The organism is uncultured Roseibium sp. (assembly GCF_947496995.1).
Lineage (GTDB): Bacteria > Pseudomonadota > Alphaproteobacteria > Rhizobiales > Stappiaceae > Roseibium.
Map to the genome: position 1 here is coordinate 495,594 of NZ_CANMFD010000001.1, position 15,924 is coordinate 511,517.

At 61.1% G+C, this 15,924-nt stretch carries 14 protein-coding genes and 1 tRNA gene; 6 read left to right on the top strand and 9 right to left on the bottom strand.

Annotation, left to right across the window (positions count from 1 at the left end; genetic code table 11):
• Positions 1-307: 307 nt before the first annotated feature.
• From Q1B40_RS02220 to aroA, 4 genes are all read right to left on the bottom strand, one after another.
• Positions 308-736, bottom strand: a complete 429-nt coding sequence (locus tag Q1B40_RS02220) for a peptidylprolyl isomerase (protein ID WP_299809332.1) — start codon at positions 734-736, stop codon at positions 308-310.
• A gap of 190 nt (positions 737-926) precedes the next feature.
• Positions 927-2,624 (bottom strand): 30S ribosomal protein S1, encoded by a 1,698-nt coding sequence (rpsA, locus tag Q1B40_RS02225; RefSeq protein ID WP_299809335.1) that lies wholly within the window; start codon positions 2,622-2,624, stop codon positions 927-929.
• Positions 2,625-2,905: 281 nt separating this feature from the next.
• Positions 2,906-3,523, bottom strand: coding sequence for a (d)CMP kinase (gene cmk, locus Q1B40_RS02230; RefSeq protein ID WP_299809338.1), 618 nt, complete (start codon positions 3,521-3,523; stop codon positions 2,906-2,908).
• A complete protein-coding gene (aroA, locus tag Q1B40_RS02235; protein ID WP_299809342.1) occupies positions 3,520-4,875 on the bottom strand; it encodes a 3-phosphoshikimate 1-carboxyvinyltransferase in 1,356 nt (451 codons plus the stop codon). The genes cmk and aroA overlap by 4 nt, the downstream gene beginning before the upstream one ends.
• Positions 4,876-5,199: 324 nt before the next feature.
• On the opposite strand from aroA, the gene Q1B40_RS02240 reads away from it, so the two are divergent.
• Together Q1B40_RS02240 and Q1B40_RS02245 are read left to right on the top strand one after the other, a co-directional pair.
• A complete protein-coding gene (locus Q1B40_RS02240) occupies positions 5,200-5,592 on the top strand; it encodes a TIGR02300 family protein (protein ID WP_299809345.1) in 393 nt (130 codons plus the stop codon).
• Between the two features lie 151 nt (positions 5,593-5,743).
• Positions 5,744-5,819, top strand: a tRNA-Ala gene (locus tag Q1B40_RS02245).
• Between the two features lie 120 nt (positions 5,820-5,939).
• Here Q1B40_RS02245 and Q1B40_RS02250 read toward each other — a convergent pair.
• From Q1B40_RS02250 to Q1B40_RS02260, 3 genes are all read right to left on the bottom strand, one after another.
• Entirely contained in the window at positions 5,940-7,358 is a 1,419-nt protein-coding gene (locus Q1B40_RS02250) for a mechanosensitive ion channel domain-containing protein (RefSeq protein WP_299809348.1), read from the bottom strand.
• 58 nt (positions 7,359-7,416) lie between these two features.
• On the bottom strand, positions 7,417-8,424 hold the full coding sequence (locus Q1B40_RS02255) for a zinc transporter ZntB (protein WP_299809351.1): 1,008 nt from the start codon (positions 8,422-8,424) through the stop codon (positions 7,417-7,419).
• A 259-nt stretch (positions 8,425-8,683) separates the two neighbouring features.
• Positions 8,684-9,154, bottom strand: coding sequence for a DUF992 domain-containing protein (locus Q1B40_RS02260; RefSeq protein WP_299809353.1), 471 nt, complete (start codon positions 9,152-9,154; stop codon positions 8,684-8,686).
• A 404-nt stretch (positions 9,155-9,558) separates the two neighbouring features.
• Here Q1B40_RS02260 and Q1B40_RS02265 point away from each other — a divergent pair, with 404 nt between their 5' ends.
• From Q1B40_RS02265 to Q1B40_RS02280, 4 genes are all read left to right on the top strand, one after another.
• Complete coding sequence (locus Q1B40_RS02265; RefSeq protein ID WP_299809356.1) at positions 9,559-10,446, top strand: LysR family transcriptional regulator; 888 nt, start codon at positions 9,559-9,561, stop codon at positions 10,444-10,446.
• Between the two features lie 148 nt (positions 10,447-10,594).
• Positions 10,595-11,971 carry an NAD-dependent succinate-semialdehyde dehydrogenase gene (locus Q1B40_RS02270; RefSeq protein ID WP_299809358.1) on the top strand — a complete coding sequence of 459 codons (1,377 nt, stop codon included), beginning with the start codon at positions 10,595-10,597 and terminating at the stop codon, positions 11,969-11,971.
• A complete protein-coding gene (locus Q1B40_RS02275) occupies positions 11,968-12,582 on the top strand; it encodes a glutathione S-transferase family protein (RefSeq protein WP_299809361.1) in 615 nt (204 codons plus the stop codon). The genes Q1B40_RS02270 and Q1B40_RS02275 overlap by 4 nt, the downstream gene beginning before the upstream one ends.
• Positions 12,583-12,621: 39 nt before the next feature.
• Positions 12,622-13,224, top strand: a complete 603-nt coding sequence (locus Q1B40_RS02280; protein ID WP_299809364.1) for an SDR family oxidoreductase — start codon at positions 12,622-12,624, stop codon at positions 13,222-13,224.
• 87 nt (positions 13,225-13,311) lie between these two features.
• Here Q1B40_RS02280 and Q1B40_RS02285 read toward each other — a convergent pair whose 3' ends face one another.
• Both Q1B40_RS02285 and Q1B40_RS02290 read right to left on the bottom strand, forming a co-directional pair.
• Positions 13,312-14,985, bottom strand: a complete 1,674-nt coding sequence (locus tag Q1B40_RS02285) for an ABC transporter ATP-binding protein (protein ID WP_299809366.1) — start codon at positions 14,983-14,985, stop codon at positions 13,312-13,314.
• Complete coding sequence (locus Q1B40_RS02290; protein WP_299809369.1) at positions 14,982-15,854, bottom strand: metallophosphoesterase; 873 nt, start codon at positions 15,852-15,854, stop codon at positions 14,982-14,984. The genes Q1B40_RS02285 and Q1B40_RS02290 overlap by 4 nt, the downstream gene beginning before the upstream one ends.
• Positions 15,855-15,924: the final 70 nt, after the last annotated feature.

Genomic DNA, 15,924 nt, shown 5'->3' on the forward strand with positions numbered 1-15,924 from the left:
GGATCCGTGTGACCCCCTGTGTGCATCCGCAGCCATCAGGCCACAGCCGGCATCTTGGCCCCCTCAAAGGACAGGCAGGTGCGCATTGCAGGGACATCGGCCGGAGGGTGCGGTGAGCCGCCAGACTTGAAAAGACGAGTTGCCGCAATGGACTGACATCGGACGTGGAAAGTATCCTGCATTCCGTTGAACGCAGGATACTCTTGTCCTTGCCGTCCGCGCTGCGGATTTTCGCAGCGCTGCGTCGGAAACGACGGCCTGACGGTTGCCGGTGGACCGAGCCCCGCAGTACCTGCGGGGCAGGTCGTCAGTTGATCGAGGTGAGCTGGATTTCGAAGGTCAGGTCCTTGCCGGCCAGCGGATGATTGGCGTCCAGAACGACTTCGTCTTCGGAAACTTCGACGACCGTGACGGTCATCATCTGGCCCGTTTCGGTCTGCGCCTGGAGCTGAAGTCCGACGGTGATCTCGACATTTTCCGGCATGTTCGCCCGCGGCACCGCCTGGCGGGCATCCGGGTTCAGCGGTCCGTAGGCCTCGGCGGCCTCGACCTTCACGGTTTTCTCGTCGCCGACCTTCATTCCGGGAATGGCGCGCTCGAGGCCGGGAATGATCTGGCCGGTGCCGACCGTGAATTCCAGCGGGTCCCGGCCTTCGGAACTGTCGAAGACGGAGCCGTCATCCAGGGTGCCCTTGTAGTGAAGACGAACCGTATCGCCGCTCTTGGCTTCGCTCATGGTGCTTATCGCAATTCTGTCTGGGAGGTGAGTTTTGAGGCCGCATGCATCTGGCGGGTGCTCGTCGCAAGTCTTCAGCCTAACGGAGCATGATGAAATGTAAAGAGCGGGGCACAGGATGCCGGCCAACAAAAAGCCCGGCGTTTCCGCCGGGCTTTCGTGTTTTCCGAATTGTCGTAAATCGGAAATCTTAGTCGTCGGACTGCTGCTTCAGGGCAGCACCGAGGATGTCGCCAAGGGAGGCGCCGCTGTCGGAAGATCCGTACTGTGCGACGGCCTGCTTCTCTTCGGCGATTTCCAGCGCCTTGATGGACGCGGTCACCTTGCGGGTCTTCTTGTCGAACTGTGTGATGCGGGCGTCGAACTTGTCGCCAACGGAGTATTTCTCCGGACGCTGTTCTTCGCGATCGCGGGACAGATCGGCACGACGGACGAAGGCAGTCAGGTCGCTGTCTGCGATCTTGACTTCCAGACCGCTGTCCTTGACCTCGATGACCTCACAGGTGACGACGACATTCTTGCGAATTTCGCCGGCCGCACCGGATTCCATCGGATCGCCGGAGAGCTGCTTGATGCCGAGCGAGATACGCTCCTTGTCGACATCCACATCCAGAACGACGGCCTTGACCATGTCGCCCTTCTTGAACTCTTCGATGACCTGCTCGCCCGGACGGTTCCAGTCGAGATCGGACAGGTGAACCATGCCGTCCACGTCGCCTTCGAGGCCGATGAACAGGCCGAATTCGGTCTTGTTCTTGACTTCGCCTTCGACTTCCGTGTTGACCGGGAACTGCTCGGCAAACGCATCCCAAGGATTCTGCAGGGTCTGCTTGAGACCGAGCGAGATGCGGCGCTTGACCGGATCGACTTCCAGGATGACAACTTCCACTTCCTGGGAGGTGGAAACGATCTTGCCCGGATGGACGTTCTTCTTGGTCCAGGACATTTCCGAAACGTGGATCAGGCCTTCGATGCCCGGCTCCAGCTCGACGAATGCGCCGTAGTCGGTGATGTTGGTCACGCGGCCGGTGAAACGTGTGTCGACCGGGTATTTGGCTTCGATACCGTCCCACGGATCGGTTTCGAGCTGCTTCATGCCCAGGCTGATACGATGCGTTTCCTGGTTGACGCGGATGATCTGCACCTTGACCGTCTGGCCGATGCTGAGAACTTCCGACGGATGGTTGATGCGGCGCCACGCGATGTCGGTGACGTGCAACAGTCCATCGATGCCGCCGAGGTCGACGAACGCACCGTAATCGGTGATGTTCTTGACCACACCTTCCACGGTGTGACCTTCCTCGAGGCTCTGGACCAGCTCCGAACGCTGTTCGGCACGGGTTTCTTCCAGAACGACACGGCGGGACACAACGATGTTGCCGCGACGCTTGTCCATTTTCAGGATCTGGAACGGCTGCGGGGTGTGCATCAGAGGCGTGACGTCGCGCACCGGACGGATATCGACCTGCGAACGCGGCAGGAAGGCCACGGCGCCGTCCAGATCGACGGTGAAGCCGCCCTTGACCTGGTTGAAGATCTGTCCGTTGACTTTTTCGTTTGCTTCGAAAGCGACTTCGAGACGAACCCAGCTTTCCTCGCGGCGTGCTTTTTCGCGCGACAGGACAGCTTCGCCAAGAGCGTTCTCGACGCGCTCCAGGTAAACTTCAACTTCGTCGCCCACAGCCATTTCGCCGTCGCGGCCCTTGGCGCCGAATTCCTTCAGCGGCACACGGCCTTCAACTTTCAGGCCGACGTCGATGACGGCCAGGTCTTTTTCGATGGCAACAACGGTGCCTTTGACCACGGCGCCTTCGTAAAGGTCATTGTGGACGAAGGACTCTTCGAGAAGAGCGGAAAAATCCTCGGTTGAGGGATTGTAATCAGACATTTATTCTCCTGGGCGCCTTCAGGCGCACCGCCGGCGGGTTGGTGTTGCACTCCGGACTGTCGATCTCCCGGGATCGCGGTTTCCGCGTGATCCTTCCGCTTCATCAAGCGGGCCGGCGGGGCGGGAGACGGAAAATCCGGTCTCGTCACAGGCCGCCAAAACAGGCGCCCTGCCGATATTCCTTGGTCGTTCCTAAAGAACTTGTGGTCTCAAGACCGAATGCGTTCGCGATGCACAAACAGGGGCACACCAAGGGTGAGCCCCGTCCCGATCTGGCATCGTCAGGCGCGCGATACGATATCCACCGCCGCCTGGAACGCGGTTTCTATATCCATTTCTGTCGTATCAAGCAAGACCGCATCTTCTGCTTGTTTCATCGGAGCCACGGTTCTCTGGCTGTCGCGTTCGTCCCGGCGCTTCAGATCTTCCAGCACGGAGGCGTAATTCGCCTCCTGTCCCTTGGCGATCATTTCGTCGGTCCGGCGGCGCGCGCGTGCTTGCGCCGAGGCGGTGACGAAGAGTTTCACCGTGGCGTCCGGACAGACAACCGTACCGATGTCCCGCCCGTCGAGCACGGCCCCGGGAGGCTTTTCGGCGAACCGGCGCTGCAGTTCGACCAGCTCCTTGCGCAGGCCGCCGAGAACCGCGATCCGCGAGGCGGCCTCGCCGATCTCGTGAGAGGCCAGAACGGACTTGTCCATCTGCGCCAGGTCGAGATTATGCGCGATCTCCACGGCAATTGTCTCGTCGCCCAGCGGCAGACCCTTGGCCAGCAGCGCGGCGGCGACCGCGCGGTAGGTCAGACCCGTGTCCAGATGGCGGAGACCGAAATGCGCCGCCAGCCGCCGCGAGAGCGTTCCCTTGCCGGAAGCGGCCGGTCCGTCGATTGCAATGATCATGCGGCCTCGCTGGCGCTGGTGGCGAATTTGGCGCCCAGGTCCGAAAACAGCGCGGTGAAGTCCGGGAAGCTGGTGGCGATGACTGCGCCATCGTCGACCGTCACCGGCTTGTGTGCGGCCATGCCCAGCACCATGAAGGCCATGGCGATGCGGTGGTCCAGATGGGTAATCACCGTTCCGCCGCCGATGGCGTTGGCGCCGCCCGTGACGGTCAGCGTATCCTCGGTCTCCACACAGGGAATGCCGTTGGCCTCGAGCCCGCGGGCGACAGCCGCCAGACGATCCGATTCCTTCACCCGCAATTCCTCCAGCCCGGGCATGAACGTATCGCCCTGGGCAAAGGCGGCAGCGATGGCCAGCACCGGATATTCGTCGATCATCGACGGCGCGCGATTGGCCGGCACGGTAATGCCCTTCAACTGGCTGGCTTTCACCCTGAGGTCGCCGACCTCTTCGCCGCCGGTTTCCCGGCGGTTGACGATCTCGATATCGCCGCCCATCTCGATCAGCGTGGTGATGAGACCGGTGCGATGCTCGTTGAGCAGCACATTTTCGATGGTGACGTCCGATCCCGGAACGATCAGCGCGGCAACGATCGGAAAACCCGCCGAGGACGGGTCGCCCGGCACGTCGATATCCTGGGGCTTCAGCTCCGGCTGACCTTTCAGCCGGATGACCCGCTCGCCCGCTTCGTTCAGGCTGACGGAAATCTCGGCACCGAAGCCGGCCAGCATCTTTTCCGTATGGTCGCGGGTCGGGACCGGTTCGATCACGACAGTCTCGCCCGGTGCATTGAGCCCGGCCAGCAACACGGCGGATTTGACCTGGGCGGAAGGCATCGGCACACGGTAGGTGAGCGGCAGGGCCTGTTCGGGTCCGCGGATCGAAGCGGGCAGGCGGTCGCCGTCCCGGGCAATCACGTTCGTGCCCATGTCGCGCAGAGGATTGAGCACGCGGCCCATGGGACGTTTGGAAAGCGACGCATCGCCAATGAAGGTTGCGGCAATGTTGTGGCTGCCGAGGATGCCCATGGTCAGGCGCACGCCGGTGCCGGCATTGCCGAAGTCGATGACATGCTCCGGCTCCAGCAGGCTGCCAAGGCCGATGCCGTCGACCGTATAGGAGCCGTCGGACTGCTTTTCGATCGTCGCGCCGACCGCGCGCATGGCGTCCGCGGTGGCCAGAACGTCTTCCGACTCAAGCAGGCCTTTTACGGTGGTGCGCCCGACGGCCAGGGTGCCGAACATCAACGATCTGTGGGAAATGGACTTGTCGCCCGGCACGCGGATGGTGCCGGTCAGGGAGTTGCCCGTGCTGGACGTGAGGGGCGCAGGCGCGGAATCATGTGACATTTTCAATGTCCGGAACTTGGAACGGTTGTCAAAAGGTGTCACGTCCTATCATGTGGATGCAGCGCCGTCATCCATCCGAACGCTTGAAATTTGCCGCGCAACATGCAGAACAATGGGTGGAATAAGGAATTTGTCTTGATTTGTCTTTGACAGGGGTCCGGCTTGACGCTATGGGGCGGCCCACAATTTCCGGAGCGTCTGCGCTCGACTGAACGCAGGCAGAACGCTCTATCACTTTTGAATGGATCAGCTTCCCGATGATCAATCGAGCCCGGTTGAACATCTGTTGATCTCGACAGCGACATAACGATGAGGGTGAGCACAGTGGCAAAACCTGAACTTGGCACAAAGCGGCTGTGCCCGAGCTGCGGCGCGAAATACTACGATCTCAACCGGGATCCGATTACCTGTCCGAAATGCGGCACGGTTTTTGAAACCGTGATGACCGCACGTGCCGCGAAAGCGGCGAAGGCGGCGGAAAAGCCCGAGGAAGAGGATGACGACGACGACGTGACGGCACCGGACACCGTGCCGCTGGAAGAAGCTGACGCGGAAACCGAAGACACCGGCGAAGTTGTCCCGGATCTGGAAGACGCGGAAGTCGACGTCGATGACGATGACGCAACCGATGACGGCGTTTTCATCGACGATGAAGACGAGGACGAGGACGAAGTCCCGCCGATCCGGGTGGAAATCGACGAAGATCCGGACCGCTAAATCCATGTTCGGACAGGGATTTATCCCTGTCCGCGCAGTTACGGACGTGGCAGAAAAAATCATTCCATTTTCTGCTTGATCTTGCCTGGAGGTGTGACTATGTTCCGCCTCCATCGACGCCGGAGACCAGATCCGGCGGTTTAGGAATAAAGGGGCCATAGCTCAGCTGGGAGAGCGCTTCGCTGGCAGCGAAGAGGTCAGGGGTTCGATTCCCCTTGGCTCCACCATTCCACTCGTCGAGAGAATTTTCCTTTATATCAGACCGTTGTCATGAGCGCTTTTTCATATGCGCTCCTGGGCCGTGCGAATGGCGCGCTCGCTTTGAAGACAGTGCCTGTCTGTTTTGCTCAATTCTCGCTTTCACTCTCCGCCGACAGCTTGATCGGTATGGCGCTGGAGCGGATATGCAGGTCGCGCTGGGGGAAGGGGATCTCGATGCCGTATTTCGTCAGCGCGGTTTCCAGCGCCCAGTTGTAGTCGGCGCTGACCTTCGCGGGCCGGCTCACGGATTCAGGCTTCAGCCAGACCACCAGTTCGAAATCCAGGCTGCTTTCTCCGAACCCGACAAGCCAGACCTCCGGCGGTTTGACCCTGTCGCCTGTCAGCATGTGCGGGACGGAGCTAGCGGCTTCCAGCGCGGCTTTTCGAACCAGCTCCTTGTCGGTGCCATAGGCAACGCCGAAGGGAATGCGGGTGCGTTTGAAATTCTCGTGCAGCGTCCAGTTGGTGACCCGATTGTTGATGAATTCCGAGTTCGGGACCAGAATATCGACATTGTCGTTGGTGGTGACGCGCGTTGAGCGGATGTTGATTTCGCGAACTTCCCCGGTCAGCCCGGATTCAAGCTCGACGAAGTCGCCGACCGTGATGCTGCGTTCAAACAGTATGATGATCCCGGCGACCAGGTTGCTGAAGATCGCCTGCAAGCCAAAGCCGATGCCGACACCGACGGCACCGGAAAAGACGGCAAACGCGGTCAGGTCGACGCCGATGGCATTCATCGCGAACATGATCGCGGCGAAGAACATGGCAATCCGCACGGATTGACTGATCAGCGTTCTGACAGAAGGTGTCAGATCTCCCTGCTGGTTGACACGGGCCTGAATGAAACGGCTGACCAGTGAAGCCACCCAGACGAGCAGGCCGAAAATGATGACGCCTTTGATGACCATGTAGACCGACAGGCGCGTCTCACCGAAACTGAGAGCTAAATTGTCGAGGATCGCGATGGTGGGGTTCAGCAGCCGCAGGATGTTGAGCGCCGCGATCAGCCAGGCAATCGTCGCGAATGTTCGCGACCAGAGCGGGTCGCGGACGAAGGCGGAAAACAACCGAATGAGAATCCAGGCCTGGAGCAGGCTGGCAACAAGCCGAACCAGGTCGTTCCCTGTTCCCAGCGAGCGAAAGACGGTGGCGCCGATCCACAGCAGCAAAGCCAGGATCGCCGGAAATATCAGTCTCTGAACGACCAGGAAGGCGTTTCGAAGAAAGGTCTTCGACTCGCCGGAGGTCGGCCACAGTCCGGCAACCATCTGCCTCGCCGGCCGGGCGGCCAGCCATGCGAGCGTTGCGCAACCGGCAATCAGGCCGACTTGGTAAAGACCCTGGTAGGACAGCAGCTGATCGGCCACATGCACGGTGGTATCGACGACGAACTCGACAATCGGCGAGAGGCCCGAAGTGACATCCTCGATGATCGCCTCGGCGGTTTCCGGTTGCGTGTCCGCCGGTGTTGAAACCTGCGCCGTAACGATAGGGCTAGCCATGGTCGATCCCCGTTTCTTCTGATTTTCAATGCCGCTTCATCGATTGTGAGTTTACGCCCTAAAGCCAACCGAGGCGGCGGAATATCGCCAGCTCCCCGGCCAGAACCACCAGCATCAGGATACAGAAAATCCAGAATGCACTGTCGTTGTCCACTGCCGGCATGCCGCCGATATTTATGCCCAGCAACCCGGTGAAGAACGACAGCGGCAGGAAGATTCCCGATATGATCGCCAGTATGTACAAGGTCTTGTTGGTCGCCTCCGCGAGCTGGTTGGCAATGTCATCCTTGATCACCATCGCCCGCTCGCGCGCCGCATCGATTTCCTCGACATATCGCACGACACGATCCGTGGTTTCGCGCAATCTCAACCGGCTTTCATCGTCAAACCACGATGGCGGCTCGATCAGGATATTCGTCAAAGCTTCCTTTTGCGGGGAGATATAGCGGCGAAGCGCGGCGCCTTCCTGCCGCAGGGCCGACAGTTGCCTGCGCTGCTCGCTGGCCAGGGCGATATCGATATTCTCTTCGATCTGGAAAAGCCGGTTGTCGACGGACGCAAGGACCTCGGCCATCCTTTCGGTAATCCGATGGATCAGCCGCTCATACAATTGCGCCGCGGTTGTCGGTCCTGTTTCCGTTTCGATCAGCTGGCGCAATATGTCCCGGGGCGTCAGCAGCCGCTGTTGCCGGATTGTGATCACCCGGTGGCCATCCGACCACATCCGCATGGCGATCATGTCGGTCGGATCTTCATCCGGATTGGTGTTCACCCCGCGCAAGATGGTCACGAACCCGCGCTTTCCCCGGAAGACCCGGGGACGGGTTTCTTCCGCCAGCAGGGCTTCGACAGTCGGTCCGGTAAGATTGCTTTCATGCTTCAGCCAGGTCTGGACACGCTCGCTGTCACGATCGAGATGTATCCACAAGGCAGGACCGGTTTGCGACCATGCCTCGACCTCCGCCCAGTTCACAAGGCTCGCGCCGCCTTCTCCGTCCAGCACGCAGCCGAACAGAAGGCCGTCTTCCTCGAGCGGTTCACGCTGACTTTTGAGACCATCGGTCATTGAAAACCTCCCTGCGATGTCATCCTCGTTTATGAGATCGTGACCAGGCGCCTTTCCCGGCTCGTACCCTGGAGTATGGCGCAAAGGCTTTGACGTGGCTCTCCGCAGCCGGATTGCTGTCTGAGAGCGTAATTTTATGGGGCTGCCCTCTGAAATCACAGCTTGAAATTGTTCCGGGCAAACTGCTTGGAAAGTCCCGCAGTTTGCCCGGTGACGTCTTGTACTGGCCGGGCGGAGGATGTCCGCCCGGCCGCAACCCTTAAGCCGGGTCGAGCGTCAGCGACGAAACGCCAACGGCGATGTTCAGGCCGGTGCCGCTTTCAACGCTCAGGGGCTGGAGGCCGATGTTCTTGAGCTGGCCGCCAACGAGCGCATTCGCGCCAAGGCCGATGCCGAGAGACACGCCGGTCGAAACACCGACATATTTGCCGGAAAGAGCGTGGGTGCCGATTTCGCTGCCGGTCGGTGTGACCACGACCCATTTCAGATAGGTCTCACCCGTAACACCGATATCGATGCCGAGCTTGCTGATTGTGCCGGTGTAGGTTTCCACCGCGCCATCTGCCTGGATGAACGTGCAGGTGCCATTCTTGCTCGATCCAAGCAGCAGACCGACGCCGCCTTCGATCGTGCACTCAAGAACGCCAAGCCGTGTCTGCTCGGCGGCGGAAGCTCCAACGGGAGCCGCGATAGCGGCTGCAACAACTGCGGCAAGAATTGTGGTTTTCATTTTTCTGTTTCTTTCATGTTGGTCCCCCGATCGCACAGGCGGTTGGCGGACTGCGGGCATTGCTTGGAGGCAAGAGACAAGGTGCCGGTTTCGGCACGGCTTTCAGGTGAACGGGCCGGATCGGTTTCGGGCGCTCTCAACAACCGCCGGGACCACAAGCGTCACGCTTGAACATCTTCGGCAGCAGTGAGCCATCGTTGGCCCATAGATCCCCGTCGTCTTTGCGTTCGCTGCTTCTGGCACAGAACGTCCGACGGCTTTACCTTGGCGCTGAGCCGGACTTTACCCGGACCTTGGCGCTGAGCCGGGGTCTGCCCGGCGCTGAAAATGACCTTAGGAGCATTCCAAGGATAAGGCAAACGAATAATACTTGTGGTTGAAACGAGAAATGCTTATGCAAGAGCATGGATATCTTGCTGGCCAGAACCTATCTGGAAGTCATCGCGGCGGGCAATTTCGTCAATGCGGCACGCCGGTTGAACATTACCCAGTCCGCCGTTTCGCTGCGGATCAGGAAGCTGGAGGATCTGCTCGGCCAGCCTGTCTTCATGCGTACGAGGTCAGGCACGTCCCTGACCCCGGCGGGCAGGCAATTCGAGCGGTTTGCATTGACGCTGGTGAAGGTGTGGGAAGAGGCCCGCCATCAGGTGTCTGTCCCTGCCGGCTATAGCGAGCGTCTCGTCATTGGCGGCCAGTACAGCCTGTTGCCCGGCCTGACCATGCGCTGGTTCGGCCGGCTTGAGCAACGCCTTCCGGACGTCGCCTTCAGGATCGAGGCGGGAATGGCCGACAGGCTCATCCGCCAGATGGTGGAAGGCGTGCTCGATATCGCCATCATGTATCGTCCCCAGCTTCGGCCGGGTTTGACGGTCGAGCAGATTCTGGGCGGCGATCTGGTGATGGTGTCCGCCGATCCCGATTTCGGCCCGGAACTGGACGAGCGCTATATTTTCATGGACTGGGGAGAAGAGTTCGTCGCGGCGCATAATGCCGCCTTTCCCGATCAGGATATCCCGCGGTCGAGTTTCGCCACCGGGGCCTTGAGTCTCAACTTCATCATCAATTCCCACAAGGCGGCCTACTTCCCCGCACGACTGGTCCGCGATTATCTCGAAACCGGCCAGCTCCACCTTGTCAACGGCGCGCCGTCCTTTTCCAATCCCGTGTTCGTCGTCTACCAGAGCGATCTGGACCCGGCCTTGCGGACGGCCGCACTCGAAGAACTGTACGCGGTCGCAAAACTGGCCGACGCTGCAACGCAGGATGTGCTGAGGGAGCTGGACGAAGGTTAAGGGTAGCGGGTGAATTGTTGAGACCGGCAATCGCCCTGTTCGGCCCCGATCAAACTCCGGAAAAAGTCTTTCTCCACCTGATCGGTCCCGAAAAGGGAACCTCCGGGCGCCCTGTCGGTTTGCCTAGCGAACACGCACAGGAGCCGACATGACGAAGATCACCACCGTCAATCCCGCGACGGAGAAAGAAATCCGGTCCTACGACCTGATGAGCGAGGCCGAGGCGGTCGAGCGGCTGGAGAAAAGCCATGCCGCGTTCGAGGACTGGCGCGAGCTGTCCCACAAGGAGCGCGCGCCCTACCTGACCAGGATCGCCGCGACACTGCGCGACAACGCGGATGAGCTGGCAGAGCTGATGACGGCGGAGACCGGCAAGCTGCTCAGGGACGGCTTGACCGAAGTCGAGATCTGCGCGGCGATCTTCGAATATTCCGCAAAGAACGGACCGGATGTGCTTGCGGACGAGGAACGCACTCATGGCGGCGAAGGCAAGCGCGGCATCGTCACCTATCAGCCCGTCGGCGTCATCTATTCGATCCAGCCATGGAACTTCCCGCTGTACCAGCCGGTCCGCGTGCTGGCGGCCAACCTGATGACCGGCAACGGCTGTGTGCTGAAACACGCCAGCATCTGCACCGGCTCCGGGCTGCGCCTGCGCGAACTGTGCATCGAGGCCGGATTGCCGGAGGATCTCTTCCAGGTGATCCTGATCGACCACGACATCAGCGACAAGCTGATCGAGCACCCGAAGGTGCGCGGCGTGACACTCACCGGCAGTGACGGCGCAGGGCGTCATGTCGGCAGTGTTGCCGCCAGGGCGTTGAAGAAGACCGTGCTCGAACTCGGCTCGAACGATGCCTACCTGGTGCTGGAGGATGCCGATATCGAAACGGCGGTGAAATACTCCGTCATGGGGCGGCTCTACAACAACGGCGAGACCTGCGTGTCGGCCAAGCGCTTCATCGTCACCGACAAGGTTCATGATGATTTCGTAGAAGCCTTCGTGGCGCAGATGCAGGCCATCACTCTCGGCGATCCGATGGACGAGGCGACACAGCTCGGGCCGCTGTCGAGCCGGGACCAGCTTGAGACGGTACGCGACCAGGTGGAAAAGAGCGTTGCAAACGGCGCAAGGATCATGTGCGGCGGCGAGGTTCCCGATCGCACCGGCGCTTATTATCCCGCGACTGTGCTCGTCGACGTCAAACCCGGCATGCCCGCCTACGATGACGAGATCTTCGGCCCCGTCGCCGCGGTTATCCGCGCGAAGGACGATGAAGACGCCATGCGGCTGGCCAATGACAGCCGCTACGGTCTTGGCGGCGGCATCTTCTCGAAAGACGAGGACCGGGCCGTCGAGCTGGCGCGCAAGCATTTCGACACCGGTATGGTGCGCATCAATTCCTTTGGTGCAGCCGATCCGAATATGCCGTTCGGCGGTGTCAAGGACAGTGGCTACGGCCGCGAGCACGGCGGTTTTGGCATGAAGGAATTCGTCAACGTAAAGGCGGTGTTCCTGCCATGATCACGCTTCACGCTCTGAAATTTTCGCGCGCCACCCGCGTGCTCTGGCTGCTGAACGACCTCGGCCAGCCGTGCAAACGGATTGATTACGACCGTACCGACGCCTTTCGTGCGCCGGAAGCACTTGCGCGCATCCACCCGCTGGGCAAGTCGCCGGTGATCGAGGATGGCGACCGGATGGTCGCCGAATCCGCTACGATCCTGCGGTATCTGGCTGAGAAATACGACGACACCAGCCATCAGCCGGAGCGGGGGACGGCCGCATTCTGGCGTCATGAGGCGCTGCTCGACTATGTCGAAGCGTCCTTCGGTGAGGTGGTGCTGGCTGCGGTCCTGCCCGCTTTCGGGGGCAAGGATGTGCCTGAAGCCGCCAGAGCCGCACTGGAGCATCACCTGTCCTATATCGCCGGGGAACTGGGTTCCGGGCCATTCCTGTGCGGCGACAGGCTGACACTGGCCGATATTCAGATGTCGTATCTTCTCGCCCTCCTGGAGCGTTTCGGGTTCCTGAAGGAATTCCCGCGTGTCGCTGCCTATTGGCAGAGATTGCAGGAACAGCCCGGCTACCTCGCGGCAGTCGAGGCAGCCGGTCCCATGGCGCCGCCCGATTGAACCAATTCACCAGCTTTATAATTTCAAAGGTATATCCGAATGACCATGAATGTTCTCGTCGCCGGGGCCACCGGCAAAACCGGGCACCTTGTAGTCAGCGAACTGATCGACATGGGGCATACACCCACAGCGCTTGTGCGCGAGAGTTCCGACACCGGCTCGTTGCCTGAGGGCGTGTCGCTTCGAAAGGGCGACCTGACCGATCTGCAATCCGGCGTCTGCGCGGGTATGGACGTTGTTGTCTTCGCCGCCGGGTCCGGCGGGTCCACCGGTGCGGAGATGACCGACAAGGTCGATCGGGACGGCGCGCAGAAGCTGGTGGATCTGGCGAAACAGGCAGGCGTCAGCCGCTTTGTCATGCTGAGCTCCATCGGAGCGGATCAGAGCGATCCGGAAGGCGATCTGGCGCATTACCTCAAGGCCAAGCATGCCGCCGACGAGCATCTCAAGGCCTCGGGGCTGACCTGGGCCATACTGCGGCCTGTCGCGCTGACCGATGACGGACGCAGCGATAGCGTCGTCCTGGGCGCCGAAGTCGACAGGAGCGCGAAAGCCAGCCGGGCCGATGTCGCCCATCTTCTGGCGGAAGCGGCGACGACGGACCGTTTCGACGGGACTGCCGTCGACATGCAGTCGGCCTGATCCCGGCGTCCCGCATTCACTCTCTTTATCTTAGGCAACGACAAGACCATCCGGCCGCGCGGCTGTCGCGGGCGGATGGACTCCGTTCTATGCGGACAGGGACACCGGTGCGTCTTCTGCGAAAACACGCGGCGCCTGCTTGCGGCTCCTGACCGGAATGCCGGAAGGGACGGCTGAGAGGAGCCGCCTTGTGTAGGCATGCCGGGGCGCGGCCAGCAACTGGCCGGCGGGACCTGTCTCGACGATCTCGCCCCTGTACATGACCGCGATGCGGTGGCTGACGCGTTCGACCACGGCGATGTCGTGCGAAATGAACAGAAAGGCGAGACCGTCGCGGGCCTGCAGTTCCAGCATCAGGTCGGTTATCTGGCGGGCAATCGAGACATCGAGAGCCGAAACGGCTTCATCGGCAACGATCAGCTTTGGTTCGACCGACAAAGCCCGGGCGATGCAGAGCCTCTGACGCTGGCCGCCGGAAAACTGATGCGCGAACCGATGGATGGCATCGGTTTCAAGCCCGACCCTTGCCACGAGCTGCGCCGCCAGCTCCTTCTGGTCCTTGCGTGAGACAAGCCCGTGGATCCTTGCCGGCTCGGTGATCAGTTCATGGACCGGAAGACGTGGATTGAGGCTCGCATAAGGGTCCTGAAAAATCATCTGGGCCTCCTTGCGGCTCTGCCTCAGTTCCGCTTTCGAGGATCCTGTCAGATGTTTTCCGTCAAGAAGGACCGTACCGCTTTCCGGCTCGATCAGGCGCAGGATGGAGCGCGCCAGGGTGGACTTGCCGCAGCCAGATTCCCCGACCAGTCCGAGCGTCTCTCCCCGCGCGACCTTGATGGACACGCCGTTCACAGCCAGAACACCCTGCGAGGTCTTTGAGAACAGCCCCGCTTTCGAAGCGAACCGTGTCGACAGGCCGTCAACCTCCAGCACCATGTTCGTGCCTGCCGCGCGTGTGCTGCTGCCGGTGCCCAGCTTCGGTGTAGCCGCCATGAGTTTCTTCGAATAAGCGGCTTGCGGGCGGGCGAAGAGATCCTCCACGGCCGCTTCCTCGATCTTCTCGCCGTGCCGCAGCACGACAACCCGGTCCGCCATCTCGGCGACCACGCCCATGTCGTGCGTGATGAACAGGACACCCATGCCAATCTCGGCCTGAAGGCTCCTGATCAGCGACAGGATCTCGGCCTGGGTGGTGACGTCCAGGGCCGTGGTCGGCTCGTCGCAGATCAACAGTCTCGGCCGGCAGGCAAGCGCCATGGCGATCATGACGCGCTGGCGCAGGCCGCCGGAAAGCTCATGCGGATACTGGTCCAGCCGCCGGGCCGGTTCGGGAATGCGAACCTGATCCAGAGTCTCCTGCGCCGCTTTCAGCGCATCCCGGCGCGACAGACCCCGGTGCCGGATGAAAACCTCGGCAACCTGGTCGCCAATTTTCAGAACCGGATTAAGCGAGGTCATCGGTTCCTGAAACACCATGGAGATCGCATTGCCGCGCAGCCGGGTCAGCTGTGCGTCGTCCAGCTGTCTCAGGTCCTGATTGGCGTCGCCGTCAGCCAGCAGGATCCGGCCTGACCGGATGGTGCCGCCTTCACGCTCGATCAATCGGAGGATTGCAAGCGCCGTCGCGGATTTGCCGGAGCCGGATTCACCGACCAGGGCAAGCGTCTCGCGTGCATGGATTTCGAAGGAAAGACCCTTGACCGCTTCATGCGTGCCGAAGGAAATCCTGAGATCCTCAACGGCAAGGACAGGTCCGCTCATGTGAGGTCTCCGCGTCTTTTTGCGGCAAGTTCGACATGCTGGCTGAAGGCCGGCATTGGCGGTGTCCAGCGGGTTGCCGTCGGCCGGAAGGAAAAGGCGAACGGATCGCGCCCCTGCACCTGCCAGGAGACGGTTTCATCGAGTTCCAGGAGGGCGAAGGCACCGGCAGGTTCGCCGCTGGTGGTAAAGCTCTCGGTCAGAGATTGCTGGGTCAGATGGGTGATGCCGTCGACGGTGGTAACTGTGTTCCAGTGTACATGACCGGACAGGCAGACGACCGGAAACCGGCATTGCGCTAGGGCCGCGCGCGCCCGCTCCGCCATCGGGTAGGTGGAAGCGGACGGATTGCGTTCGAAATAATAATTGCCGGTCTGGGCATGGCCGGACACTGGTACGTGGCTCAGAACCAGAAGCGGACGATCGGTGGTCTGCGCGACCCGTGACAGCCAGAGAAGGTCCGCCTCGCGCAGGATGAAACCCGTATGCTCGGGCGTGCGCATGATCTTGCTGTCCGCGCGCCACAAAACGATCCGCCAGCCGCCGGCATCGAAGGTGGTGTTCATCATCGACTGGCCGAGGATGGCCTCGTTGTCGGCAACCTCCAGATGATCGCGGTCGTGGTTGCCGTTGATGTGATGGATCGGGGCCTCGATGGCCTTGAAGGCTTCGGCGACTTCCCTTTCGAGGCGAAGGTCTTCGTCCCGGCCGATGTCGGAAATGCGGTCGCCGAGATCGACGACGAAATCCGGTCTGGCGTCATTGGCGAAGCGGGCGAAGTCCGCCATCAGGTTGAGCGCGGTATCGCCGCGCTTGGTGGCGGAGGGCGCGCCGTGATGAATGTCGGCGACAACGGCAATACGAACTGACACGGGCGATTTTCCTGATTTGAAGGCGTGTTTTGAAGGAAGCGCCGCCGGCGGACCGGCGGCGCTCGTCCTG